Raw genomic sequence first — 21,062 nt, 5'->3', positions numbered from 1 at the left:
TGACGTGATGCATTTCGCATCGTCACCTTCGGTCGGTATGCTGTGCCGCATGCAGCCAAAGAAATACGCCCTGCCGCTGATGGTCCTGTCGCTGGCCGCCACCTCCGTGGCCCACGCGCGCGGCACCATCGACAAGGTGGACATCAAGGGATTGGACAAGGGCGACGACGCCGCAATCATCGAGAACATCCAGGAATCGCTGTCGCTGTACGACACGATCGGCAAGGAACAGGGCGAATCGCGCCTGGAGTACCTGCTGTCACAGGCCGAGCGGCAGACCCGCCAGGCACTGGAACCGTTCGGGTACTACAACCCGGTGATCAAGGTCGAGGCACCGCGCGAGGACGAGCACGTGCGCGTGCTGATCCATGTCGACAAGGGCACCCCGGTGACCGTCCGCCGCGAGCACATCGACATCACCGGGCCGGCGATGTACGACCAGTACCTGCAGGACGATCTGGCCGCGTTCAAGCCGCGCAAGGGCCAGCGTTTCGAACACACGCAGTACGAAGCCAGCAAGATCACCGTCACCCGTCGCCTGGCCGAACGTGGCTATTTCGATGCCGACTACACCCAGCGTCAGGTGCAGATCACCCGTGCCGACAACGCCGCCGACATCGACCTGACCTGGGACAGCGGCCGCCGCTACAACATGGGACCGGTGCGTTTCGAGCAGGACTACTTCGTCGACAAGCTGTTCGATCCGCTGGTCTACTGGGAACAGGGCAGCTACTTCCACGAGGGCAAGCTGGACCGGCTGCGCGAGTCGCTGACCAAGCTGGACTACTTCAGCGTGATCGACATCCAGCCGCGGCCCGACCAGGCCGATGCGAACGGCGAAGTGCCGGTGGATGTGAAGCTGACCCGTGCCAAGCGCACCATCTACACCGCGGGTCTGAGCTACGGCAGCGAAAGTGGCCCGGGTGTGCGCGGTGGCATCGAACGGCGGTGGCTGAACAACCGCGGCCACAAGATGAACACGCAGCTGGACTATGCGCAGAAGCGCAAGAGCCTGGTCACCAGCTACCGCATTCCGGCCTTCAACTGGCTTGATGGCTGGTACACCTTCGCTGCCAGCGCCTACGACGAGCAGACCGACTACATCGACCTGCGCAACTTCAAGCTGATCGCCAGCCGCAGCGGCGAGATCAACGAACACTGGACCGCGATCGCCTCGATCAACGCACTGCGCGAGCGCTGGCGCTATGCCTCCGGCACCGAATTCACCGACGCGGTCTACAACACGTCGACGCTGGTGTACCCGCAGATGGTCGCCGACTACGTCAACGTCGATGACGAACTGTTCCCGCGCAAGGGCATCAGCGGTACTGCGACGATGCGTGCCGGCGTTGAAGGTGCCGGTTCGGACACCAGCTTCGTGCAGGCCAATGCCGTGCTGCGCTGGTACATCCCGGTGGGCGAAAGCAACCGCCTGATCCTGCGCGGCGAGGGTGGCACCACCTGGACCAGTGATCTGGTGGCCATGCCGCCCAGCCTGCGCTACTTCGCCGGTGGTGACCGCAGCATCCGCGGCTATGCCTATCGCGAGGTGGGCCCGCGGACCCCGGCACCGGACAAGTACGCGCTGGGCGCCAAGAACCTGGTGATCGGCTCGGCCGAGTACGAGCACTACTTCAATGGTGGCCCGTGGGGTGCGGCGGTGTTCGTCGATACCGGCAGCGCCTTCGACAACACCATCGATCTGCATACCGGCGTCGGCTTCGGCGTGCGCTGGAAATCGCCGGTGGGCCCGGTGCGCGTGGATATCGCGCATGGCTTGAACAACCCGGATTCGCAGTTCCAGCTGTACCTCAACATCGGAGCGGACCTGTGAGTACGCCCGCACCGACTCCGAACCCGACCACGCCGCCGCGCGTGCGCTTCTACCGCCGCCGCCGCTTCTGGGCCTGGTCCGGTGTGGGCGTGCTGGGCCTGGTGCTGCTGGCCCTGCTGGCGGTGTACTGGCTGCTGCAGACCGTGGCCGGCCGTGACGTGCTGCTGGCGCAGGTGGTGGCACGGCTGCCGGTGGGCGCCAGCTTCACCTGGGACAAGGTGGACGGCCCGGTGGCCGGTCCGCTGACCCTGTACAACGTCGACTTCCGCTACGACGACATCCATTTCCACGCCGAGCGCGCGCACCTGGAGCCGGACCTGCGCCCGCTGCTGGGCCGCAAGCTGCTGCTGGACAAGCTGGAGCTGACCAACGCGACGCTGAACCTGGCCAAGAGTGACGAGCCGTTCAAGCTGCCGTCGTGGCCGGATTCGCTGCCGCAGATCGAAATGCCGTTGGCGATCCAGGCCGATGCCATCGCCATCGACGGCTTCCGCATCAGCCAGGCCAACGAGCCGGTGATCGACATCAGTCGCGTGCGCGGCGGCATCGAGATCGCCAATGGCGAGTTCCAGGCACACAAACTGGTGGTGGACAGCGACATGGGCAATTTCACCGCCCAGGGTCGTTACATCCCGGCCAAGGACTACGACACCGATGTGACCGTCACCGCGGTGCTGCCGGCGCCGCGTGGCCGCACGGCCGCCACCGTCGGCCTGGTCGCGCGCGGTGACCTGTCGCACATGGAAGTGGCCGTAGCCGGGCGCGCGCCGAAGCCGCTGCACGCGATGCTGGTGTTCGATGGCCGCACCGATCCGAGCTGGAGCGCCAGCATCCGCAGTGACGAGCTGGATCTGGCGCTGCTGTCGCCGGCACTGGCCAGCTCGGCGATCGCGCCGCTGGCACTGGACTTCACCGCCGCCGGCAAGGGCGGCAACGCCAACCTGCGTGGCAAGGTGAAACAGGGCGATCAGGAACTGGAACTGGCACCGTCGGTGGTGTCGCTGCAGGACCAGGTGCTGAAAGTCTCACCGCTGCTGGTGAAGGGTCTTGGCGGTGAGGCGCGGCTGGAAGGCACCGCCGATTTCAGCCAGGAAGACCAGCAGAAGCTCAACTTCTCGGTGGTCGCACATGACCTGACCTACGTGCCAGCGGCGGACCCGAACACCGCCGGCAGCGCCCCGGTGCCGGTCACCTTGAAGGAAGCACGCTTCGGCCTGGCCGGTACCCTGAAGGCCTGGGCGGCGATCGGCCGCGCCGAGGTCGAGCGCGACGCGCAGAAGGCACAGCTGCACTTCGATGTGCGCGGCAACGATCAGGCCGCGTCGATCCACCAGCTGCAGGCGCAGACCCCGGGTGGCCAGCTGCAGGTGGAAGGCCAGGTGGCGTGGGCACCGCAGCTGGACTGGGATGCCAAGGCCACGCTGAAGGACTTCGACCCCGGCTATTTCGTGCCGGGATGGAATGGCCGCCTGTCCGGCAACCTGGCCTCCAAGGGCCGCCAGCTGCCGCCGCCGGCAAACGCACCGCCGGGTACCGCCGGCACGTTGGAAGCCACGGTCGATCTGCCGTCGTTGAAGGGCGTGCTGCGTCAGCGCAACCTGGACGCGCAGGGCAAGTTCGCGCTGCAGGGCGCGCAGGGCCAGGGTGACCTGAAGCTGTCGCTGGGCAGCAGCCGGGTGACCGCTTCGGGCAAGGTCGGTGACCGCCTCGACATCGATGCGCGTTTCGAACCGCTGCAGCTGAGTGACCTGCTGCCGGGCGCCGATGGCGGCCTGCGTGGCCAGGTACAGGTGAAGGGCCCGCGCGATGCGCCGGACATCACCGCCGACCTGGTCGGCAACAACCTCAACTGGGACGGCTACGGCGCCGAGAGCGTGAGCATCAAGGGCCACCTGCCGTGGCGCGGCGACAGCGGCACGCTGGCGATCCAGGGCCAGGAGGTCAATGCCGGCATGCTGCTGGAACGCTTGAACGTGGATGCGCAGGGCAGTGTCTCCAACCTGCGCCTGGCCGCGCAGACCCGCAACGAGATGGGCGCGATCGAGCTGCAGGGCAGCGTGCGCCAGCAGGGCGCGCAGTGGCGCGGCGAGCTGGCCGCGCTGCGCATCGCACCGGTGAAGGGCGATGCCTGGTCGCTGCGTGCACCGGCGGCGTTCGCGATCAACGGCAGCAACTACACGCTGGGCGAAGCCTGCCTGGCCGCTGCCAGCAGCGGCACACTGTGCGCACAGGCCAACTGGCCGCGCGAAGGCCTGGTGGTGCGCAGTGATGCGCTGCCACTGGCGCTGGTGCAGCCGTGGTTGCCGCCGCAGTCCGGCCGTCGCATCTACCTGCGTGGCGATGTCAGCCTGGATGCGCAGATCCGCCCGCGCGGCAACGCCTGGGAAGGCCATGTGGAAGTGCGCTCGAAGGAAGGCGGCGTGCGCCTGGGTGAGAACCGCAATGCCGTGGGGGACACCACCCGTGGCGAGCTGGTGCGCTACGATCAGTTCTCGCTCAAGCTCGACATGACCCCGGCCAGCATCAAGGGCTACTTGGGCATGGGCTTCCAGGGCAACGGCTTCGTCGATGCCAGGATGCAGACCGGTTGGGAAGCCAGCGCGCCGTTGAACGGCGAGCTCTATCTCAACATGTCGCGGCTGTACTGGCTGGAGCTGTTCTCGCCGGACATCGTGCGACCGACCGGCCTGATCGAAGGCCACGTCAGCCTGCGCGGTACGCGTGGCCAGCCGTCGCTGGGCGGTGACGCGCAGCTGAGCAACTTCAAGGGTGAATTCCCGGCACTCGGCCTGACCTTCGACCAGGGCAAGGGCAGCTTCGTGGCCCAGCCCGATGGTTCGGCCAAGATCACCGCGCAGGCCAACTCCGGCCAGGGCACGCTGTACGTGGATGGTGGCCTGTCGTGGTTCGGCGATGCACAGCCGCTGCAGTTGAAGATCCACGGCGACAACGTGCTGCTGTCCAACACCAGCGAGCTGCGCATCGTCGCCAATCCCAACCTCGACTTCACCCTGGCCAAGGCCGCGATGGAGCTGCGTGGCACCGTGCACGTGCCCGAGGCCGACATCGATCTGGAGCGCCTGGACCGCGGCACCTCGGTGTCCGAAGACGTGGTGGTGCTCGACCCGGCCGATCCGGAAGAGTCGCGTACCTCGCCGCTGGACATGGAGCTGACCGTCAGCCTCGGTGACAAGGTGAAGATGACCGGCTTCGGCCTGAAGGGCGCGCTGACCGGCAAGATGCAGGTCTGGGCCAAGCCTGGCCGCGAGATGACCGCCAATGGTGGGCTGGAAGTGAGTGGCCGCTACAAGGCGTACGGGCAGGACCTGACCATCACCCGCGGCAACCTCACCTGGAACTACAACGCGGTGTCCGACCCGCGCATCAACATCCGTGCCGAGCGCCGGATCGGTGATGTCACTGCTGGTATCGACGTGACCGGGCGTGCGCAGCAGCCGCGTGCGGACGTGTGGTCTGACCCGGCGATGTCGCAGTCCGAAGCCCTGGCTTATCTGGTGCTGGGACGCAGCCTGACCGGCGCCAGCAGCGACCAGACGCAGCAGGTCAATGCGGCCTCGGCGGCATTGTCGGCCGGCAGCGGCCTGCTGGCCTCGCAGCTGGGTGCCAAGCTGGGCCTGGACGATGCCGGCGTGAGCCAGTCGCGCGCGCTGGGTGGCTCGGTGATCGGCGTCGGCAAGTACATCTCGCCCAAGCTGTACGTCGGTTACGGCGTGTCGCTGGTCGGTGCCGGTTCGGTGATCACGCTGAAGTACCTGCTGCGCCGCGGCTTCGACGTGGAAGTGGAATCGAGCACGGTGGAAAACCGTGGGTCGATCAACTGGCGGCGGGAGAAGTAACGATGCGGTAGTGCCGGCCGCTGGCCGGCAACTGCACCGTATCTCCCGAGTTGCGTGGGTTGCCGGCCAGCGGCCGGCACTACCGTGCACGACGCCCCCAACCATCGGCCGTTGCCCCTTCCGCCCCCAGCGGCTATGGTCCCGGGCTGTTCTGTCGTACCGGATTGCCCCATGTCACCACGCAAAGCCCTTCCCACCGCCCTGGCCCTGGGCCTGACCCTCGCCGCCGGCGCCCACGCCGATGAAGGCATGTGGATGCCGACCCAGCTGCCGGAGCTGGCCAAGCCGCTGCAGGCCGCAGGCTTCAAGGGCAATCCGGCCGACCTGGCCAATGTCACCGCACCGCCGCTGAGCGCGGTGGTGCGTGCCGGTGGCGGCACCGGCTCGTTCGTATCGTCGGACGGCCTGCTGCTGACCAACCACCACGTGGCGATGGGCGTGATCCAGTACAACAGCTCGCCCGAGCACGACCTGATCAATGGTGGCTTCATCGCCAGGGACCGCGCCGACGAGCGCCCGGCCAACCCGGACTTCCGCGTGCTGGTCACCGTCGGCTTCGACAAGGTGACCGACCAGGTGCTGGCGCAGGCGCGTGGCAAGACCGGCCGTGCCTACTTCGATGCGGTGGATGCGGCCAGCAAGCAGATCGTGGCCGAGTGCGAGAAGGACGGCAGCGTGCGCTGCTCGGTGGCCAACATGTACTACGGCACCGATTTCTACCGCATTGCCCAGCTGGAGCTGAGCGACGTGCGATTGGTCTACGCGCCGCCGCGTGCGATCGGCAACTACGGCGATGAGATCGATAACTTCATGTGGCCGCGCCACACCGGCGACTTCACCCTGCTGCGCGCCTATGTCGGCAAGGACGGCAAGCCGGCCGCGTACAGCAAGGACAACGTGCCCTACCAGGCGCCGGCGCACCTGCAGATGTCGGTGGAAGGTCCGAAGGAAGGTGACTACGCGATGCTGGCCGGTTACCCGGGCATCACCTATCGCCACCGTACCGCGGCCGAATTCGCTGGCCAGATCGATACCGTGCTGCCGCGCCGCGTATCGGTGTTCCAGCAGATGATCGACACCATCGAGGCCGCCAGCGCCAAGGACGCGCAGGCGCGCACCCGCTACGCCTCACAGCTGCAGTCGCTGAAGAACAACCGCAAGCGCGCCGCTGGTGAGCTGGAAGGCCTGTTGCGCAGCGACGCCAAGGCCCAGCGTGCCGCCGACGAGACGGCGATGCTGGCTGCCACCGACCGCAAGTACCAGGGCGATATCAAGGCGCTGCTGACCAACCTGTCGCAGGGCGCGGCGGTGGGCGAACGCGACCTGCTGCTGGACCAGATGGCCGCACAGAGCCAGCTGCTGCGCTCGGCGCTGCTGCTGGAACGCCTGCGCATCGAATCGGCCAAGCCGGACGCGCAGCGCGAGAGTGGTTTCCAGCAGCGCGACCAGGCGATGATCGAAGGCGTGCTCAAGCAGGTCCAGCGCCGTTACGCACCGGAAGTCGAGAAGGCGCTGCTGACCACCCTGCTGACCCGCTACCAGAAGCTGCCGGAAGCGCAGCGCGTGGCCGAGTTCGATACGGCCTTCGGCCGTACCCCGGAGCAGCTGGCAGCGGCGCTGGATACCCTGTACGCCGGCACCCAACTGGGTGAGGAGGCACAGCGCCTGTCCCGTTTCGCTGCTGCGCGCGAAGGCAAGGCGCTGGCTGCCGATCCGCTGATCACCGTGGCTGGCCCGCTGGTGGCCGCGCAGCTGCGCATCGAGAACGAAAGCAAGACCCGCGAAGGCGAGCAGCTGCGCCTGCGCCCGGCCTACATGCAGGCGCTGTTCGCCTGGCGTGCCAAGCAGGGCCGCGCGGTGTACCCGGATGCCAACCGCACCCTGCGCATCAGCTACGGCAAGGTCGAGGCGCTGCATCCGCGCGACGGCGTGACCTACTCGCCGGTGACCACCGTGGCCGGCATCGTCGAGAAGAACACCAACGCCTATCCGTTCGATGCGCCCAAGCCGCTGCTGGCCGCGATCGCCAAGGGTGACTTCGGCAGCACCGCCGACCCGGCGCTGAAGACCCAGACGGTCAACTTCCTGACCAACCTGGATACCACCGGCGGCAACTCCGGCTCGCCGGTGCTCAACGCCAAGGGCGAACTGATCGGCCTGAACTTCGACAGCAACTGGGAATCGGTCAGCGCCAGCTGGTGGTTCGACCCGCGCTACAAGCGCGCCGTGCACGTGGACATGCGCTACCTGCGCTGGCTGCTGGCCAAGGTCTACCCGGCGCCGGAACTGCTGAAGGAAATGGGCGTGCCGGCCCAGTAAGAAGCCGGCCACGACCAATGGTCGTGGCCCGCACCGCGTAGGCCCCCACCTTGGTGGGGGTGGTTGTCCCCAACGAGCCCGCACCCCCGGCCACGCCTGGCCTACACTGCGGGTTCTTCCGACGGAAACGCGCGCGTGGTCTCCAGCTGGATCCTGCTGCTGGTCTCGGTTGCCTATGCCGCGCTGCTGTTCGGCGTGGCGTGGTGGGGTGACCGTCGGCCGATGTACCCCGACCGGCCGTGGCTGCGGCCGGTGGTCTACAGCCTGGCACTGGCCGTGTACTGTTCGTCGTGGACGTTCTACGGTGCGGTCGGTACCGCCGTGCGCAACGGCGTGGGCTACCTGCCGATCTATATCGGTCCGTTGCTGCTGCTGTTGTTCGGCTGGCGCATCATCGAGCGCCTGGCGCTGATCGCACGCAGCCAGAACGTGGTGTCCATCGCCGACTTCATCTCTTCGCGCTTCGGTCGCTCGCGGCGGCTGGCGGCGCTGGTTGCGATCATCGCGCTGATCGGCATCATTCCGTACCTGGCCCTGCAGTACAAAGCAGTGGCGATGAGCCTGCAGGTACTGACCGGCAACACCGGCCCCACTGGCTTCTTCACCGATCCCGCGCTGTACGTGGCGCTGCTGATGGCGTTGTTCGCCACCCTGTTCGGTACCCGCCAGGTCGATGCCACCGAACACCATCACGGCATGATGCTGGCGATCGCCTTCGAATCGGTGATCAAGCTGTTGGCGATGCTGGCCGTGGGCGTGTTCGCCTACCTGTGGCTGAGCAACCGCACCGACGCGGTGGTTGAATCGGTGCATACGCTGTTCACCGGCCTGCCGCCGGTGGGCTTCATCTCGCAGACCCTGCTCAGCTTCCTCGCCATCATCTGCCTGCCGCGCCAGTTCCACGTGGCCGTGGTCGAGTGCGGCGATGTGCGCGATGTGCGCCGCGCGCGCTGGATGTTCGGCGGCTACCTGGTGCTGATCTCGGGCATGGTGCTGCCGATCGCCACCGCCGGCGTGACCCTGTTCGGTACCGGCGGCAGCGTCGCCGACGACTCGATGGTGCTGGCCCTGCCGCTGGCCGAAGGCCGCAATGCGCTGGCGTTGATCGCCTATGTGGGCGGCTTCTCGGCGGCCACCGGCATGGTGATCGTGTCGTCGATCGCGCTGGCCACCATGGTCAGCAACGATCTGGTGATGCCGGTGCTGCTGCGTCGCAGTGGCGACCACCAGGAGGCCGCCGACGTCGCCTCGCGCGTGCTGTGGATCCGCCGCCTGGCGATCCTGCTGCTGGCGCTGATGGCCTACAGCTACTACCGTACCAGCAGCAACGACAGCACGCTGGCCTCGTACGGCCTGATGGCGTTCGCGGCGGTGGCGCAGTTCGCGCCCGGCCTGATCGGCGGCCTATACTGGCGCGGTGCCAGCCGGCGCGGCGTCGAGGTGGGCATGCTGCTCGGCTTCGCCACCTGGCTTTACACCCTGCTGCTGCCTGCGATGACGATGGCCGGCTGGGTCGATGCTGGCTGGGTGCAGCACGGCCCGTTCGGCATCGAGTGGCTGCGCCCGCAGCAGCTGTTCGGCATGACCGGCTGGGACCCGCTGACCCACGGCACCTTCTGGTCGCTGCTGGTCAACGCGGCGACGATGATGCTGGTGTCCGCGCGCTGGCGGCCCGGTGTCGACGAGCGGCTTCGCGCCGCGCCGTTCCTCGATCCGTATGCCGAGCGTCCGTCGGTGGCCGGTGGCTGGCCCGGTCACGTGCACGTGGGTGACCTGCTGGCACTGGCCTCGCGCGTGGTTGGCGAGCGCCATGCGCGGCGTTCGTTCTTCGAGCAGGCGCAGTCGCTGGGCCGCGAGCTGCAATCCTCGGCGCCCGCGGACCGGCCGTGGGTGCAGTTCACCGAGCGCCTGCTGGCCGCCTCGATCGGTGCGGCGTCGGCACGCCTGCTGCTGACCAGCCTGCTGCGTGGCTCGGGCATGGATCTGGGCGAAGTGGTGGCCGTGCTGGACGAAGCCGGGCAGGAGCTGCGCTTCAACCGCGAAATCCTGTCGACCACGCTGGAGAACATCAGCGCCGGGGTCAGCGTGGTCGATCCGGACATGCGGCTGACCGCATGGAATCGCCGCTACCAGGACATGTTCGGCTACCCCGACGGCATGCTCTACGTGGGCCGCCCGGTGGCCGACCTGATCCGCTACAACGCGGAGCGCGGCGAGCTGGGCGAGGGTGATATCGAAGTGCAGATCAACCGCCGCATCGGTTACATGCGTGCCGGTTCACCGCATGTGTTCGAGCGCACCCGCAGCGATGGCAAGGTGATCGAGATGCGTGGCCAGGCGCTGCCCGGCGGCGGTTACGTGACCAGCTACAACGACATCACCGACTACAAGCACGCGGAAAAAGCACTGCTGGAAGCCAACGAGACGCTGGAACAGCGCGTGGCCGAGCGCTCGCATGAGGCCGAGGTCGCGCAGCAGTCGAAGACCCGTTTCCTGGCGGCGATCAGCCACGACGTGCTGCAGCCGTTGAACGCGGCGCGCCTGTTCGCCTCGGCACTGCGCGACAGTGATCACGTGAGTGACGAGCAGAAGCATCTGGCCGAGCGTGTGGACGCTTCGTTGCGTGCGGCCGAAGAGCTGCTCGATGGCCTGCTGGATGTGTCGCGGCTGGATGCCGGCGGCCTGCATCCGGTGATCGGCGAGTTCGACGTGAGCGCATTGATGCGCGAACTGGCCGCGCAGTACACCCCGGTCGCCGCCGGCCGTGGCCTGCGCCTGGACCTGTTCGCGCGCCCGGCATGGGTGCGCAGTGACCGCCGCCTGCTGCGCCGCGTGCTGCAGAACTTCCTGGCCAATGCGCTGCGCTACACCCGCCAGGGTCGCATCGTGCTGGCCGTGCGCCAACGCGGCGACGAAGTGGAGCTGCAGGTATGGGATACCGGTCCCGGCATTCCCGAGCACCACATGCGGCAGATCTTCGACGAGTTCCATCGCTACCAGCAGCCGTTCGACTGGGGTGAACAGGGGCTGGGCCTGGGCTTGTCGATCTGCCAGCGCATCTCCCGCCTGCTCGACCATCGCCTCAACGCGCGCAGCCGGGTTGGCAAGGGGTCGATGTTCTCGATCATCCTGCCGCGGGTGGCGCCGCTGCCGGGCTACACAGAGCTGGTCACACCTGCACAGAACGTAGCCGCACCAGTGCGCAGCGATTCGCTGGCCGGCCTGCGCGTGCTGTGCGTGGACAACGACGAAGAGATCCTCGATGGCATGCGCGCGTTGCTGGGCCGCTGGCAGGTGCAGGTGATCACCGCTGCCACCGTCGACCAGGCGCTGGAGAAGATTGCCGAGCGCCCGCAGGTGATGCTGGTGGATTACCACCTGCACGACCGCATGGACGGCCTGGATGCGCTGGTAGCGCTGCGCGAGGCGGCCGGTTACCCGCTGCCGGGCGCACTGCTGACCGCCGATGGTCGCGACGAGCTGAAGCGGATGGCGCGCGAACGCGGCTACCGCGTGCTGACCAAGCCGATCAAGCCGGCCTCGCTGCGCGCCTTCCTGGGCGCGCTGCGCGATGCGCAGTAGTGCCTGCCGCCCGGCGGTAGATCCACGCCATGCGTGGATGTGATGCACTGGTAGTGCCGGCCGCTGGCCGGCAACCACGCAATCGCTCGCCTCCGGCAAGTTACCCCAGGCCGTGCAGGTGTTCGTACAGGATCGTCGCGCCGATGATCACCAGGATCACGCCGCCGATGATCTCGGCACGCTTGCCGACCATGCTGCCCAGCACGCGGCCGAGCATGATGCCGACAGTGACCATGGTCAGCGTGCACAGGCCGATGACCGCTGCCATCACGCCGATATGCACGTCCATGAAAGCCAGGCCGATGCCCACCGCCATCGCGTCGATGCTGGTGGCGAATCCGGTCAGCGCCAGCTTCCAGAACCCGTGGTGCTGCGAGGGGTCTTCGTCTTCGTCGGCACTGTCCGGGCGCAGGCCGTTGTAGATCATGTGGATGCCCAGCGCGCCGAGCAGGCCGAAGGCGATCCAGTGGTCGAAGGCTTCGACGTACTGCAGGGCGGCGCGGCCGAGCAGCCAGCCGATGATGGGCGTGATCGCCTCGATGACGCCGAAGATGATGCCGGCACGCAGTGCGTCGCGGAACACCGGCTTGCGCATGGCCGCACCCTTGCCGATCGCCGCGGCGAAGGCATCGGTGGACATGGCAAAGCCGATCAGGAGGATCGAAATGGGGGACATGGGCGGCGGCTGAGGTCGGGCTAGGACGGACGCACGGCCTGCGCTCGCGCCCAACCTGACGTTGCGCGCGCGGGCCGCTGGTCTCGCCAACCATCATGGTTGTCCACGCCACGGCGCACTGGCCGAGTATGTTGACGTGGACGATTCCTGCGTAGGAATCCGGCTACTCCCCAAGGGGACGCGCAGCTTAGCATCGCGATTCACGCGCGGCGCATTTCCAGCGAAACGCGCAGGCAGGGCTGGTTTGTATAGCGATGGCTATATCGAGAGCGCAGCGGTGCCTGGTAGTGCCGGCCGCTGGCCGGCAGGTGCACCATCAAAAGCGTGCCAAGCAAGCTTGGCACCTACCGGAGCAGTGCCTGATGGTGCTGTGCCATGCCTGGAGGCCTGGGACCATCCGGACAGCCTTCGCGAACGAAAGCGATCAACGTGCGGATACTTTCGATTCTGTTGAGGGCAGGGTGAGAGGTTGCTCATCGGCTGGGCGGGTCATTGAACTGATCTGGAACTGACACCAGTCACCCATGATCTGCAGATTCGCAACCCGCTGCGGATCGTCCTCCCCGCTGGGCCCCACTGCACGAATGCGCAATGCAGCGATGCTTCTCTCGAGATCGTCGACATGGGTGAACAACTGCTCATTGGCTGCATATTCAAGATCGGCGAAGAGCCGCTGGTACCTTGAATAGCCGAGATCAGGCATGAACCTGCCACTCACGCGCCAGGATTCATATCGGAAGCACTGGACTACACCAATCTTCAAGCCGTCGGTATCGATCAGTGTCCAGGTGTCCATCGTTCCGGGCGGGAAGTTGGAACTTCCAGCTTGAGACCGAATCCATCATCCCGCCAGAGCTGATTGCGTCATCGGCGGGGCTGGGCAAAAGTGCCAAGCAAGCCTGGCACCTACCGAAGCGATTTCAGGCGGCTTCAGGCCAATGCCGGCCAGCGGCCGGCACTACCTTCAGTCTTCTTCCGGCGGCAGCACGATGGCGTCGTCGTCGATCGCCAGCTTGCCGGCCATCAGCACGGCCTGGGTGCGGTTGGTCACGCCCAGCTTGCGCAGGATGGCGGTGACGTGGGCCTTGATCGTCGCTTCGGACACGTTGAGGTCGTAGGCGATCTGCTTGTTCAAGCGGCCGGCGCCGAGCATCTGCAGCACGCGGAACTGCTGCGGGGTCAGCTCGCGCAGGCGCTGGCCGACTTCGCGTTCCTCGCTGCCGGTGGGCGGCACGTTGTGCGCTTCCGGCGGCGCCCAGGTCTCGCCATCGAGGATGGTGCCCAGTGCGTGGCCGATGGTGTCCGAATCCGCAGACTTCGGAATGAAGCCCAGCGCGCCATGGTCGAGCGCGCGGCGCATCACCGTCGCCTCTTCGCGCGCGGACACCACCACCACCGGCAGCTGCGGATGCAGTGAGCGCATGTGCACCAGTGCGTTGAAACCCTGCGCACCGGGCATGTTGAGATCCATCAGGACCAGGTCGGCGTCGTTGTGCTGGTCGGCCAGCGCGTACAGCGCTTCCACGCTGTCGGCCTCGAACAGCTGCACGCCGGGGATGACCCGCTGCACCGCCCCACGCAGGGCTTCGCGGAACAGCGGGTGGTCATCGGCAATCAGGAGGGTGGTCATGGTCGGGGGGAACCGTGGGGGAAACTCTATGGGGTCAGAGCCCTTTCCTGGCGGAAAGGGATCCGACCCCGGGTGATGCATCAGCGTACCTTGCGCTCGTCCACCAGCGACGCCACCACCGATGGATCGGCCAGGGTCGAGGTGTCGCCAAGCTGGTCCGGTGCGTTCTCGGCGATCTTGCGCAGGATGCGGCGCATGATCTTGCCCGAGCGGGTCTTCGGCAGGCCCGGCGCCCACTGCAGGTGGTCCGGCGTGGCGATCGGGCCGATCTCCTTGCGTACCCAGGCGACCAGTTCCTTCTGCAGCTCGTCGCTCGGAGCCTCTTCGGCCACCAGGGTGACGTAGGCGTAGATGCCCTGGCCCTTCACGTCGTGCGGGAAGCCGACCACGGCCGCTTCCGCCACCTTCGGGTGCGAGACCAGCGCGCTTTCCACTTCGGCGGTGCCGATGCGGTGGCCGGACACGTTGATCACATCGTCCACGCGGCCGGTGATCCAGTAGTAGCCATCTTCGTCGCGGCGGCAACCGTCGCCGGTGAAGTAGCTGCCCGGGTAGGTGCGGAAATAGGTATCGATGAAACGCTGGTGGTCGCCGTACACCGTGCGCATCTGGCCCGGCCAGGAATCACGGATGATCAGGTTGCCCTCGGTCGGGCCGTCCTGGATCTCGCCATCGGCATTGACCAGCGCCGGCTGCACGCCGAAGAAGGGCAGGGTGGCCGAGCCCGGCTTGAGGTCCATCGCGCCGGCCAGCGGCGAGATCAGGATGCCGCCGGTTTCGGTCTGCCACCAGGTATCGACGATCGGGCAGCGGCTGTCGCCGACCACTTCGTAGTACCAGCGCCAGGCTTCCGGATTGATCGGCTCGCCGACGCTGCCGAGCAGGCGCAGCGACGCGCGCGAGGTCTTCTTCACCGGCTCTTCGCCTTCGCGCATCAGTGCGCGGATGGCGGTCGGGGCGGTGTAGAAGATGCTCACCTTGTGCTTGTCGATGACGTTCCAGAAGCGCGAGGTGTCGGGGTAGTTCGGCACGCCTTCGAACATCAGCGAGGTCGCGCCGTTGGCCAGCGGGCCGTACACGATGTAGCTGTGGCCGGTGACCCAGCCGACGTCGGCGGTGCACCAGTAGATGTCGTCCTCGCGCAGGTCGAACACCGCTTCATGGGTGTACGCCGCGTACAGCAGGTAGCCGCCGGTGGTGTGCAGCACGCCCTTCGGCTTGCCGGTGGAACCGGAGGTGTAGAGGATGAACAGCGGGTCTTCCGCGTTCATGCGTTCCGGCTCGCAGGTGGCCGGCTGGCTGTCCACCACATCGTGGAACCAGCGGTCGCGCGGCGCCTGCATGTCGACCGCGCCGCCGGTGTGACGCACCACCAGCACGGTTTCCACGGTATTGGTGCCGGGCAGCTTCAGCGCAGCATCGACGTTGGCCTTCAGCGGAATCCTGCGGCCACCGCGCAGGCCCTCGTCGGCGGTGATGATCAGCTTGCTCTGGCAGTCGCTGACGCGGTCGGCGATCGAGTTCGGTGCGAAGCCACCGAACACTACCGAGTGGATCGCACCGATGCGCGCACAGGCCAGCATGGCCACGGCGGCGTCGACGATCATCGGCAGGTAGATGGTGACCCGATCGCCCTTCTTGACCCCGAGGTTGCGCAGCGCATTGCCGAGGCGGCAGGTGCGCTCGTACAGCTCGCGATAGGTCACGTGCTGCGCAGGTCCGTCCGGGCCGTCCGGCTCGAACAGCAGGGCGGTCTTGTCGCCACGCTTCTCCAGCTGGCGGTCCAGGCAGTTCACGCTGGCATTGAGCTCGCCATCTTCGAACCACTTGATGTGGAAATCGGACAGGTCGTAGCTGACGTTCTTGATCTTCGTCGGCTTGCGCATCCACTCCAGGCGCTCGGCGGCCTTGCCCCAGAAACCATCCGGGTCGGTCACCGAAGCCTGGTACTGCTGTTCATACGACGTCTTGTCGATGCGTGCCTTGGCGGCGAACTGCGGATCGACGGGGTAGATATCAGCCATGGCACCCTCACTTGCACGTTGACTTTGTATGTGCGGTCGCAGCATCGCAGCGACCGATCCCCTTCAGTTTGCCCCATCCACCCCCGGCCGCGTCACCACTCTGGTTAGACCATGGTCGAAAGTGAGCGCCCAGCAGGGCCGGGTTCGACCAATGGCGAATAGCCGCTATACATAATCGCCCCGCAGTCTCGGCTCGACCGTGCCCCACGCGCGGCATCACCTTGCCACTTGGGAGAGAGGGCAACATGAGCCACCGTACGTTGAAAGCCGTGCGCAAACCTTTGGCGGCCTGCCTGTTGGTCGCCCTGGTCGCACCGGGCATGGCGTTCGCTGAGACCGCCAAAGAGAAAGCGCTGGAAGCACGCGTTGCCGAACTGGAACGCCAGGTCCAGCTGCTGCTGTCTTCGCAGCAACAACAACAGACCCAGATCAGCCAGACCCAGCAGGCGGTGACCGAAGTCCGCACGGTGCAGGCCGAGCAGAAGCCGGTCGCCTCGGTGCCGGCCGGCAAGCAGCCGATCCAGGTCACCACCATCACCCCGGGCGCCGCACCGGGTACCACGGTCAAGATCGGCGGCTTCATCAAGGCCGATTTCCTCGCCACCCAGACCAGCGATGGCCAGCTGGCCGACGACGCCACCGGCCGCTCGCTGTACCTGCCGGGCCAGACCCCGGTGGAAGGCGCCGGCGGCAGCGGCAAGCGTTCGGGTACCGATTTCAACGCCCACGCCAAGTTCTCGCGCTTCAACCTGGGCATCGACAACGTGAGCGAATCGGGCAACAAGGCCGGTGCGTTCTTCGAGATGGACTTCTTCGGCAACTCGCTGGGCAACCAGACCGCGACCAATACCTACGGTGTGACCCTGCGCCACGCCTACATGTACTGGAACAACTGGATGGCCGGCCAGACCTGGTCCAACTTCATGGACGCGGCCGCACTGCCGGAAGCGGTCGACTTCGTCGGTCCCACCGACGGCGTGATCTTCGTGCGCCAGGCGCAGGTGCGCTACACCCAGGGTGGCTTCAGCGTCGCGCTGGAAAACCCGGAAACCACCACCCTCACCGGTACCCGCAACCCGGTCACCGGCGCCTGGACCAACGCCAGCGCCAACTCCGATCGTGGCAGCCTGCCTGATCTGACCATGCGCTATGGCTGGAAGGGCGACTGGGGCACCTTCGGTGTCGGCGGCATCATCCGCCAGCTGAAGGTCGACAACCAGGCCACCGGCGCCAAGGCCGACAAGGTGGCCGGCGGCCTGACCCTGGGCGGCAAGTGGGTGATGGGCGACAGCGATTCGCTGCACTACCAGCTGACCGGCGGCGAAGGCATCGCCCGCTACATCGGCCTGGGCATCACCGCCGATAGTGCCTACGACGTTGCCCGCGACGAGCTCAACCCGACCGGCGTGCTTGCCGGCTACGTGGGCTGGCGGCATGCGTTCTCGCCGAAGCTGCGCACCAACCTGATCTACGCGCGCAGCGACTACGACAACGACAGCATCCTCGGCCCGCTGGTGACCAAGAGCGTGCAGAGCATCCGCGGCAACATCTTCTATTCGCCGCTGCCCAAGGTCGATATCGGTGCAGAGCTGATGTATGGCCGTCGCGAAGTGGAGAACGGCAACAAGGGTGACATCACCCGATTGCAGTTCACCACGAAGTACAGCTTCTAAGAGCGTGCCGGCCAGCGGCCGGCACCTACCGAATTGTGTGCCGACCAACGGTCGGCACCCACCGATCCAGGTCGGCATCTACAGAGGGAAAACGTCCCATGTCCAGCACTGCATCAAGCCCGCACAATGCGGCGGGCACCCTGACCAAGGGCCACAAGAAAGTCATCTTCGCCTCGAGCCTCGGCACGGTCTTCGAGTGGTATGACTTCTTCCTGTACGGCTCGCTCGCCGCCATCATTGCCAAGCAGTTCTTCAGTGGCGTCAATGAGACCACGGGCATGATCTTCGCCTTGCTGGCGTTTGCCGCCGGCTTCTTCGTGCGTCCGTTCGGTGCGGCCTTCTTCGGCAGCCTCGGCGACCGCATCGGCCGCAAGTACACCTTCCTGGTCACCATCCTGATCATGGGCATCTCGACCTTCCTGGTCGGTGTGTTGCCCAACTACGCCTCGATCGGTTTCGCCGCACCGGTGATCCTGATCATCCTGCGCCTGGCCCAGGGCCTGGCGATGGGCGGCGAGTACGGCGGTGCCGCCACCTACGTGGCCGAGCATGCGCCGGACGACAAGCGCGGCCTGTACACCAGCTTCATCCAGTGCACCGCCACGCTCGGCCTGTTCATGTCGCTGCTGATCATCCTGGCCTGCCGCTACTTCCTCGGCAACGAAGCCTTCGAAGCCTGGGGCTGGCGTATTCCGTTCCTGGTCTCGATCCTGCTGCTGGGCGTGTCCGTGTGGATCCGCCTGCAGCTGAGCGAATCGCCGCTGTTCCAGCAGATGAAGTCCGAGGGCAAGGGTTCCAAGACCCCGTTCCGTGACAGCCTGAAGGGCGGCAACCTGAAGCTGATGCTGCTGGTCCTGCTCGGCGCTGCGGCTGGCCAGGCGGTGGTCTGGTACGGCGGTCAGTTCTACGCGCTGTTCTTCCTCAGCAGCATGCTGAAGGTCGATGCCACCACCTCCTACCTGCTGATCGCGGCCGCGCTGGCACTGGGCGTGCCGTTCTTCATCTTCTTCGGCTGGCTGTCCGACCGTATCGGCCGCAAGAAGATCATCCTCGCGGGCTGCCTGCTGGCCGCCGTCACCTACATCCCGATCTTCAAGGGCCTGACCCACTTCGCCAACCCGGCCATCGAAGAAGCCCGCAGCAGCTCGCCGGCCTTGGTCGTGGCCGATCCGGCCACCTGCTCGTTCCAGTTCGATCCGGTCGGCCTGCGCAAGTTCACCAGCTCCTGCGACGTGGCTACCGCCGCGCTGACCAAGGCCGGTGTGCCGTACGACGTGCAGCCCGCCGCCGCCGGTTCGCTGGCGATGGTGAACGTGGGCAGCGCCAGCGTCACCTCGTATGAGGCCGCCGGCCTGACCAAGGAAGACGGCAAGGCCAAGGCCGATGCGTTCGGTGCGGAACTGAAGACCGCCCTGACCACCGCCGGCTACCCGGCCAAGGCCGATGGCGCACGCATCAACATCGCCGGCACGATCTTCATGCTGTGGCTGCTGGTGCTGTACGTGACCATGGTCTACGGCCCGATCGCCGCCTACCTGGTCGAACTGTTCCCGACCCGCATCCGCTACACCTCGATGTCGCTGCCGTACCACATCGGCAACGGCTGGTTCGGTGGCTTCCTGCCGGCGATCTCGTTCGCGCTGGTGGCCGGTACCGGCAACCTGTACTACGGCCTGTGGTACCCGATCATCATCGCGCTGATGTCGGTGGTGATCGGCGGCTTGTTCCTGCGCGAGACCAAGGACGTGGATATCACCAAGTAACCGGCGTGCCGACCAACGGTCGGCACCCACCGGGTTTCAGGGGCCGCGGTGCAGACCGCGGCCCTCTTTTTGGTAGTGCCGGCCGCTGGCCGGCAAATGCACGATGTCTGCCGGAGATCCATGGGGCTGCCGGCCAGCGGCCGGCACTACCATTGCGTTGCACAGCACGCCGTATAGTCGGCCCATGACCATCACCACGCCGACCGAGCTCCCCGCCATCCTGCACACCCTGCGCAGCGCCTGGCAGTCGCAGCGCCCTTCGCTCGACCAGCGCGAAGCCGACCTGCGCCGCCTGCGCGAGGCGTTGAAGCCGCGCCTGGACGAAATGGCCCAGGCCATCGCCGAGGACTTCGGCCATCGCGCCCACGTCGAATCGAAGCTGGCCGATGGCATGAGCGTGCTGTCGGCCATCGACCACCTGCGCCGCCACCTGCGCCGCTGGTCGAAGCCGCAGCGGGTGGGCGCCGGTTGGCGATTGTGGCCGGCGCGCGCGCAGCTGCGGCCGACGCCTCTGGGCGTGGTCGGGGTGATCTCGCCCTGGAACTACCCGGTCACGCTGGCACTGGTACCGCTGGCAACGGCCATTGCCGCGGGCAACCATGTGCTGCTGAAACCCTCCGAGCACACGCCGCGCACCAGCGCGTTCCTGGCTGATCTGCTGGCCAGCGTGTTCCCGCCCGATCGGGTGGCGGTGGTGCAGGGCGGGGCGGACGTGGCGGCGGCGGTGTCCTCGCTGCCGCTGGACCATCTGCTGTTCACCGGCTCGACGGCGGTTGGCCGCAAGGTGATGGCGGCCGCCGCCGAGCATCTGGTGCCGGTCACGCTGGAACTGGGCGGCAAGTCGCCGGCGATTGTCTGTCGCGATTTCCCGCTGGATAAAGCCGCAGCGCGGCTCGCCACCGGAAAATGGTTCAACGCCGGGCAGACCTGCATCGCGCCGGATTACGTGCTGATCGACACCGCGCGCCAGCGCGAGTTCGTGCAGGCGCTGCAGCAGCAGGTGCGCGAGCGCTACGGCGATTTCAGCAGCGCCGACGACTACACGCGCATCATCAACGAAGGCCAGTACCGGCGCCTGCAGGGTTATCTGGCGCAGGCGCGCGAACGCGGTGTGCCGGTGATTCCGCTGGCTCAGGTGGACGATGCGCGCGCTGATCGTGAGCGGCTGCTGGTGCCCACTGTGGTGCTGGACCCGCCGGACGACCTGGACCTGATGCGCGAGGAGATCTTCGGGCCGATCCTGCCGGTGCGGGCGTACCCGGATCTGGATGCGGCGCTGGCCGACGTGCTGTCGCGCGACCGGCCGCTGGCGCTGTATCCCTTCAGCCATGACGCGGCGACGGTGGAGCGCATCCTCGGCCAGGTGGTGGCCGGTGGGGTGACGGTGAATGACACGCTGCTGCACTTCGCTGCCGATGGCCTGCCGTTTGGCGGGGTGGGGGCCAGCGGCATGGGCGCGTACCACGGCCGGGCCGGGTTTGATGCGATGAGCAAGCGGCTGCCGGTGCTGTGGCAGTCGCGCTGGGCAGCCAGCGACCGGCTGCGGCCGCCGTATTCGAAGATTGCCAGGTTGTTGAAGTTCCTCTTGCGGTGATCGGGTTCCGGTAGTTGCCAACCTTGGTTGGCACACGGTGATTGCTGGCGCCAACCAAGGTTGGCGTCTACCGGGGTATAGGGGCGCCCATCAAGGCCCACCCGGGTAGA

At 66.7% G+C, this 21,062-nt stretch carries 11 protein-coding genes and 1 riboswitch; of the genes, 7 read left to right on the top strand and 4 right to left on the bottom strand.

The genetic code is table 11. The features are described 5' to 3' along the window. Positions 1–37: 37 nt before the first annotated feature. The 4 genes from ACZK13_RS20700 to ACZK13_RS20685 all read left to right on the top strand — a co-directional run bounded on the left by ACZK13_RS20700 (position 38) and on the right by ACZK13_RS20685 (position 11,592). Positions 38–1,834, top strand: coding sequence for an autotransporter assembly complex protein TamA (locus ACZK13_RS20700; RefSeq protein WP_080291770.1), 1,797 nt, complete (start codon positions 38–40; stop codon positions 1,832–1,834). Then, positions 1,831–5,691: a translocation/assembly module TamB domain-containing protein gene (locus tag ACZK13_RS20695; protein WP_125893295.1), complete on the top strand. Its 3,861-nt coding sequence runs from the start codon at positions 1,831–1,833 to the stop codon at positions 5,689–5,691. The genes ACZK13_RS20700 and ACZK13_RS20695 overlap by 4 nt, the downstream gene beginning before the upstream one ends. 171 nt (positions 5,692–5,862) lie before the next feature. After that, positions 5,863–8,010 (top strand): S46 family peptidase, encoded by a 2,148-nt coding sequence (locus ACZK13_RS20690; RefSeq protein WP_253145843.1) that lies wholly within the window; start codon positions 5,863–5,865, stop codon positions 8,008–8,010. 135 nt (positions 8,011–8,145) lie between these two features. Further along, positions 8,146–11,592 (top strand): hybrid sensor histidine kinase/response regulator, encoded by a 3,447-nt coding sequence (locus ACZK13_RS20685; protein WP_253145833.1) that lies wholly within the window; start codon positions 8,146–8,148, stop codon positions 11,590–11,592. Between the two features lie 100 nt (positions 11,593–11,692). Here ACZK13_RS20685 and ACZK13_RS20680 read toward each other — a convergent pair whose 3' ends face one another. The 4 genes from ACZK13_RS20680 to acs all read right to left on the bottom strand — a co-directional run bounded on the left by ACZK13_RS20680 (position 11,693) and on the right by acs (position 15,922). After that, complete coding sequence (locus tag ACZK13_RS20680; protein WP_032128462.1) at positions 11,693–12,268, bottom strand: manganese efflux pump MntP; 576 nt, start codon at positions 12,266–12,268, stop codon at positions 11,693–11,695. Positions 12,269–12,356: 88 nt separating this feature from the next. Continuing rightward, positions 12,357–12,446: riboswitch (yybP-ykoY riboswitch) on the bottom strand. A 246-nt stretch (positions 12,447–12,692) separates the two neighbouring features. After that, positions 12,693–13,064, bottom strand: a complete 372-nt coding sequence (locus ACZK13_RS20675) for a hypothetical protein (RefSeq protein WP_125893301.1) — start codon at positions 13,062–13,064, stop codon at positions 12,693–12,695. A 168-nt stretch (positions 13,065–13,232) separates the two neighbouring features. Continuing rightward, positions 13,233–13,898 carry a response regulator transcription factor gene (locus ACZK13_RS20670; protein WP_005420420.1) on the bottom strand — a complete coding sequence of 222 codons (666 nt, stop codon included), beginning with the start codon at positions 13,896–13,898 and terminating at the stop codon, positions 13,233–13,235. Between the two features lie 80 nt (positions 13,899–13,978). Continuing rightward, the gene (gene acs / locus ACZK13_RS20665) at positions 13,979–15,922 is read right to left on the bottom strand and encodes an acetate--CoA ligase (RefSeq protein WP_125893303.1); all 1,944 of its coding nucleotides are present in this window, start codon (positions 15,920–15,922) and stop codon (positions 13,979–13,981) included. Positions 15,923–16,167: 245 nt separating this feature from the next. Between acs and ACZK13_RS20660 the strand changes: the two genes are divergently transcribed. The 3 genes from ACZK13_RS20660 (at position 16,168) to ACZK13_RS20650 (ending at position 20,952) form a co-directional block, all read left to right on the top strand. Then, positions 16,168–17,595 (top strand): DcaP family trimeric outer membrane transporter, encoded by a 1,428-nt coding sequence (locus ACZK13_RS20660; RefSeq protein WP_125893305.1) that lies wholly within the window; start codon positions 16,168–16,170, stop codon positions 17,593–17,595. 98 nt (positions 17,596–17,693) lie between these two features. Then, positions 17,694–19,358 carry an MFS transporter gene (locus tag ACZK13_RS20655; protein WP_049399160.1) on the top strand — a complete coding sequence of 555 codons (1,665 nt, stop codon included), beginning with the start codon at positions 17,694–17,696 and terminating at the stop codon, positions 19,356–19,358. A 184-nt stretch (positions 19,359–19,542) separates the two neighbouring features. Then, positions 19,543–20,952 carry a coniferyl aldehyde dehydrogenase gene (locus ACZK13_RS20650; RefSeq protein ID WP_180837852.1) on the top strand — a complete coding sequence of 470 codons (1,410 nt, stop codon included), beginning with the start codon at positions 19,543–19,545 and terminating at the stop codon, positions 20,950–20,952. Positions 20,953–21,062 lie beyond the last annotated feature (110 nt).

It is taken from the genome of Stenotrophomonas sp. 99219_Sma, from assembly GCF_056480785.1.
The sequence above is the reverse complement of the archived record's forward strand: the minus strand, read 5'-3'. Positions and strand labels throughout refer to the sequence as shown.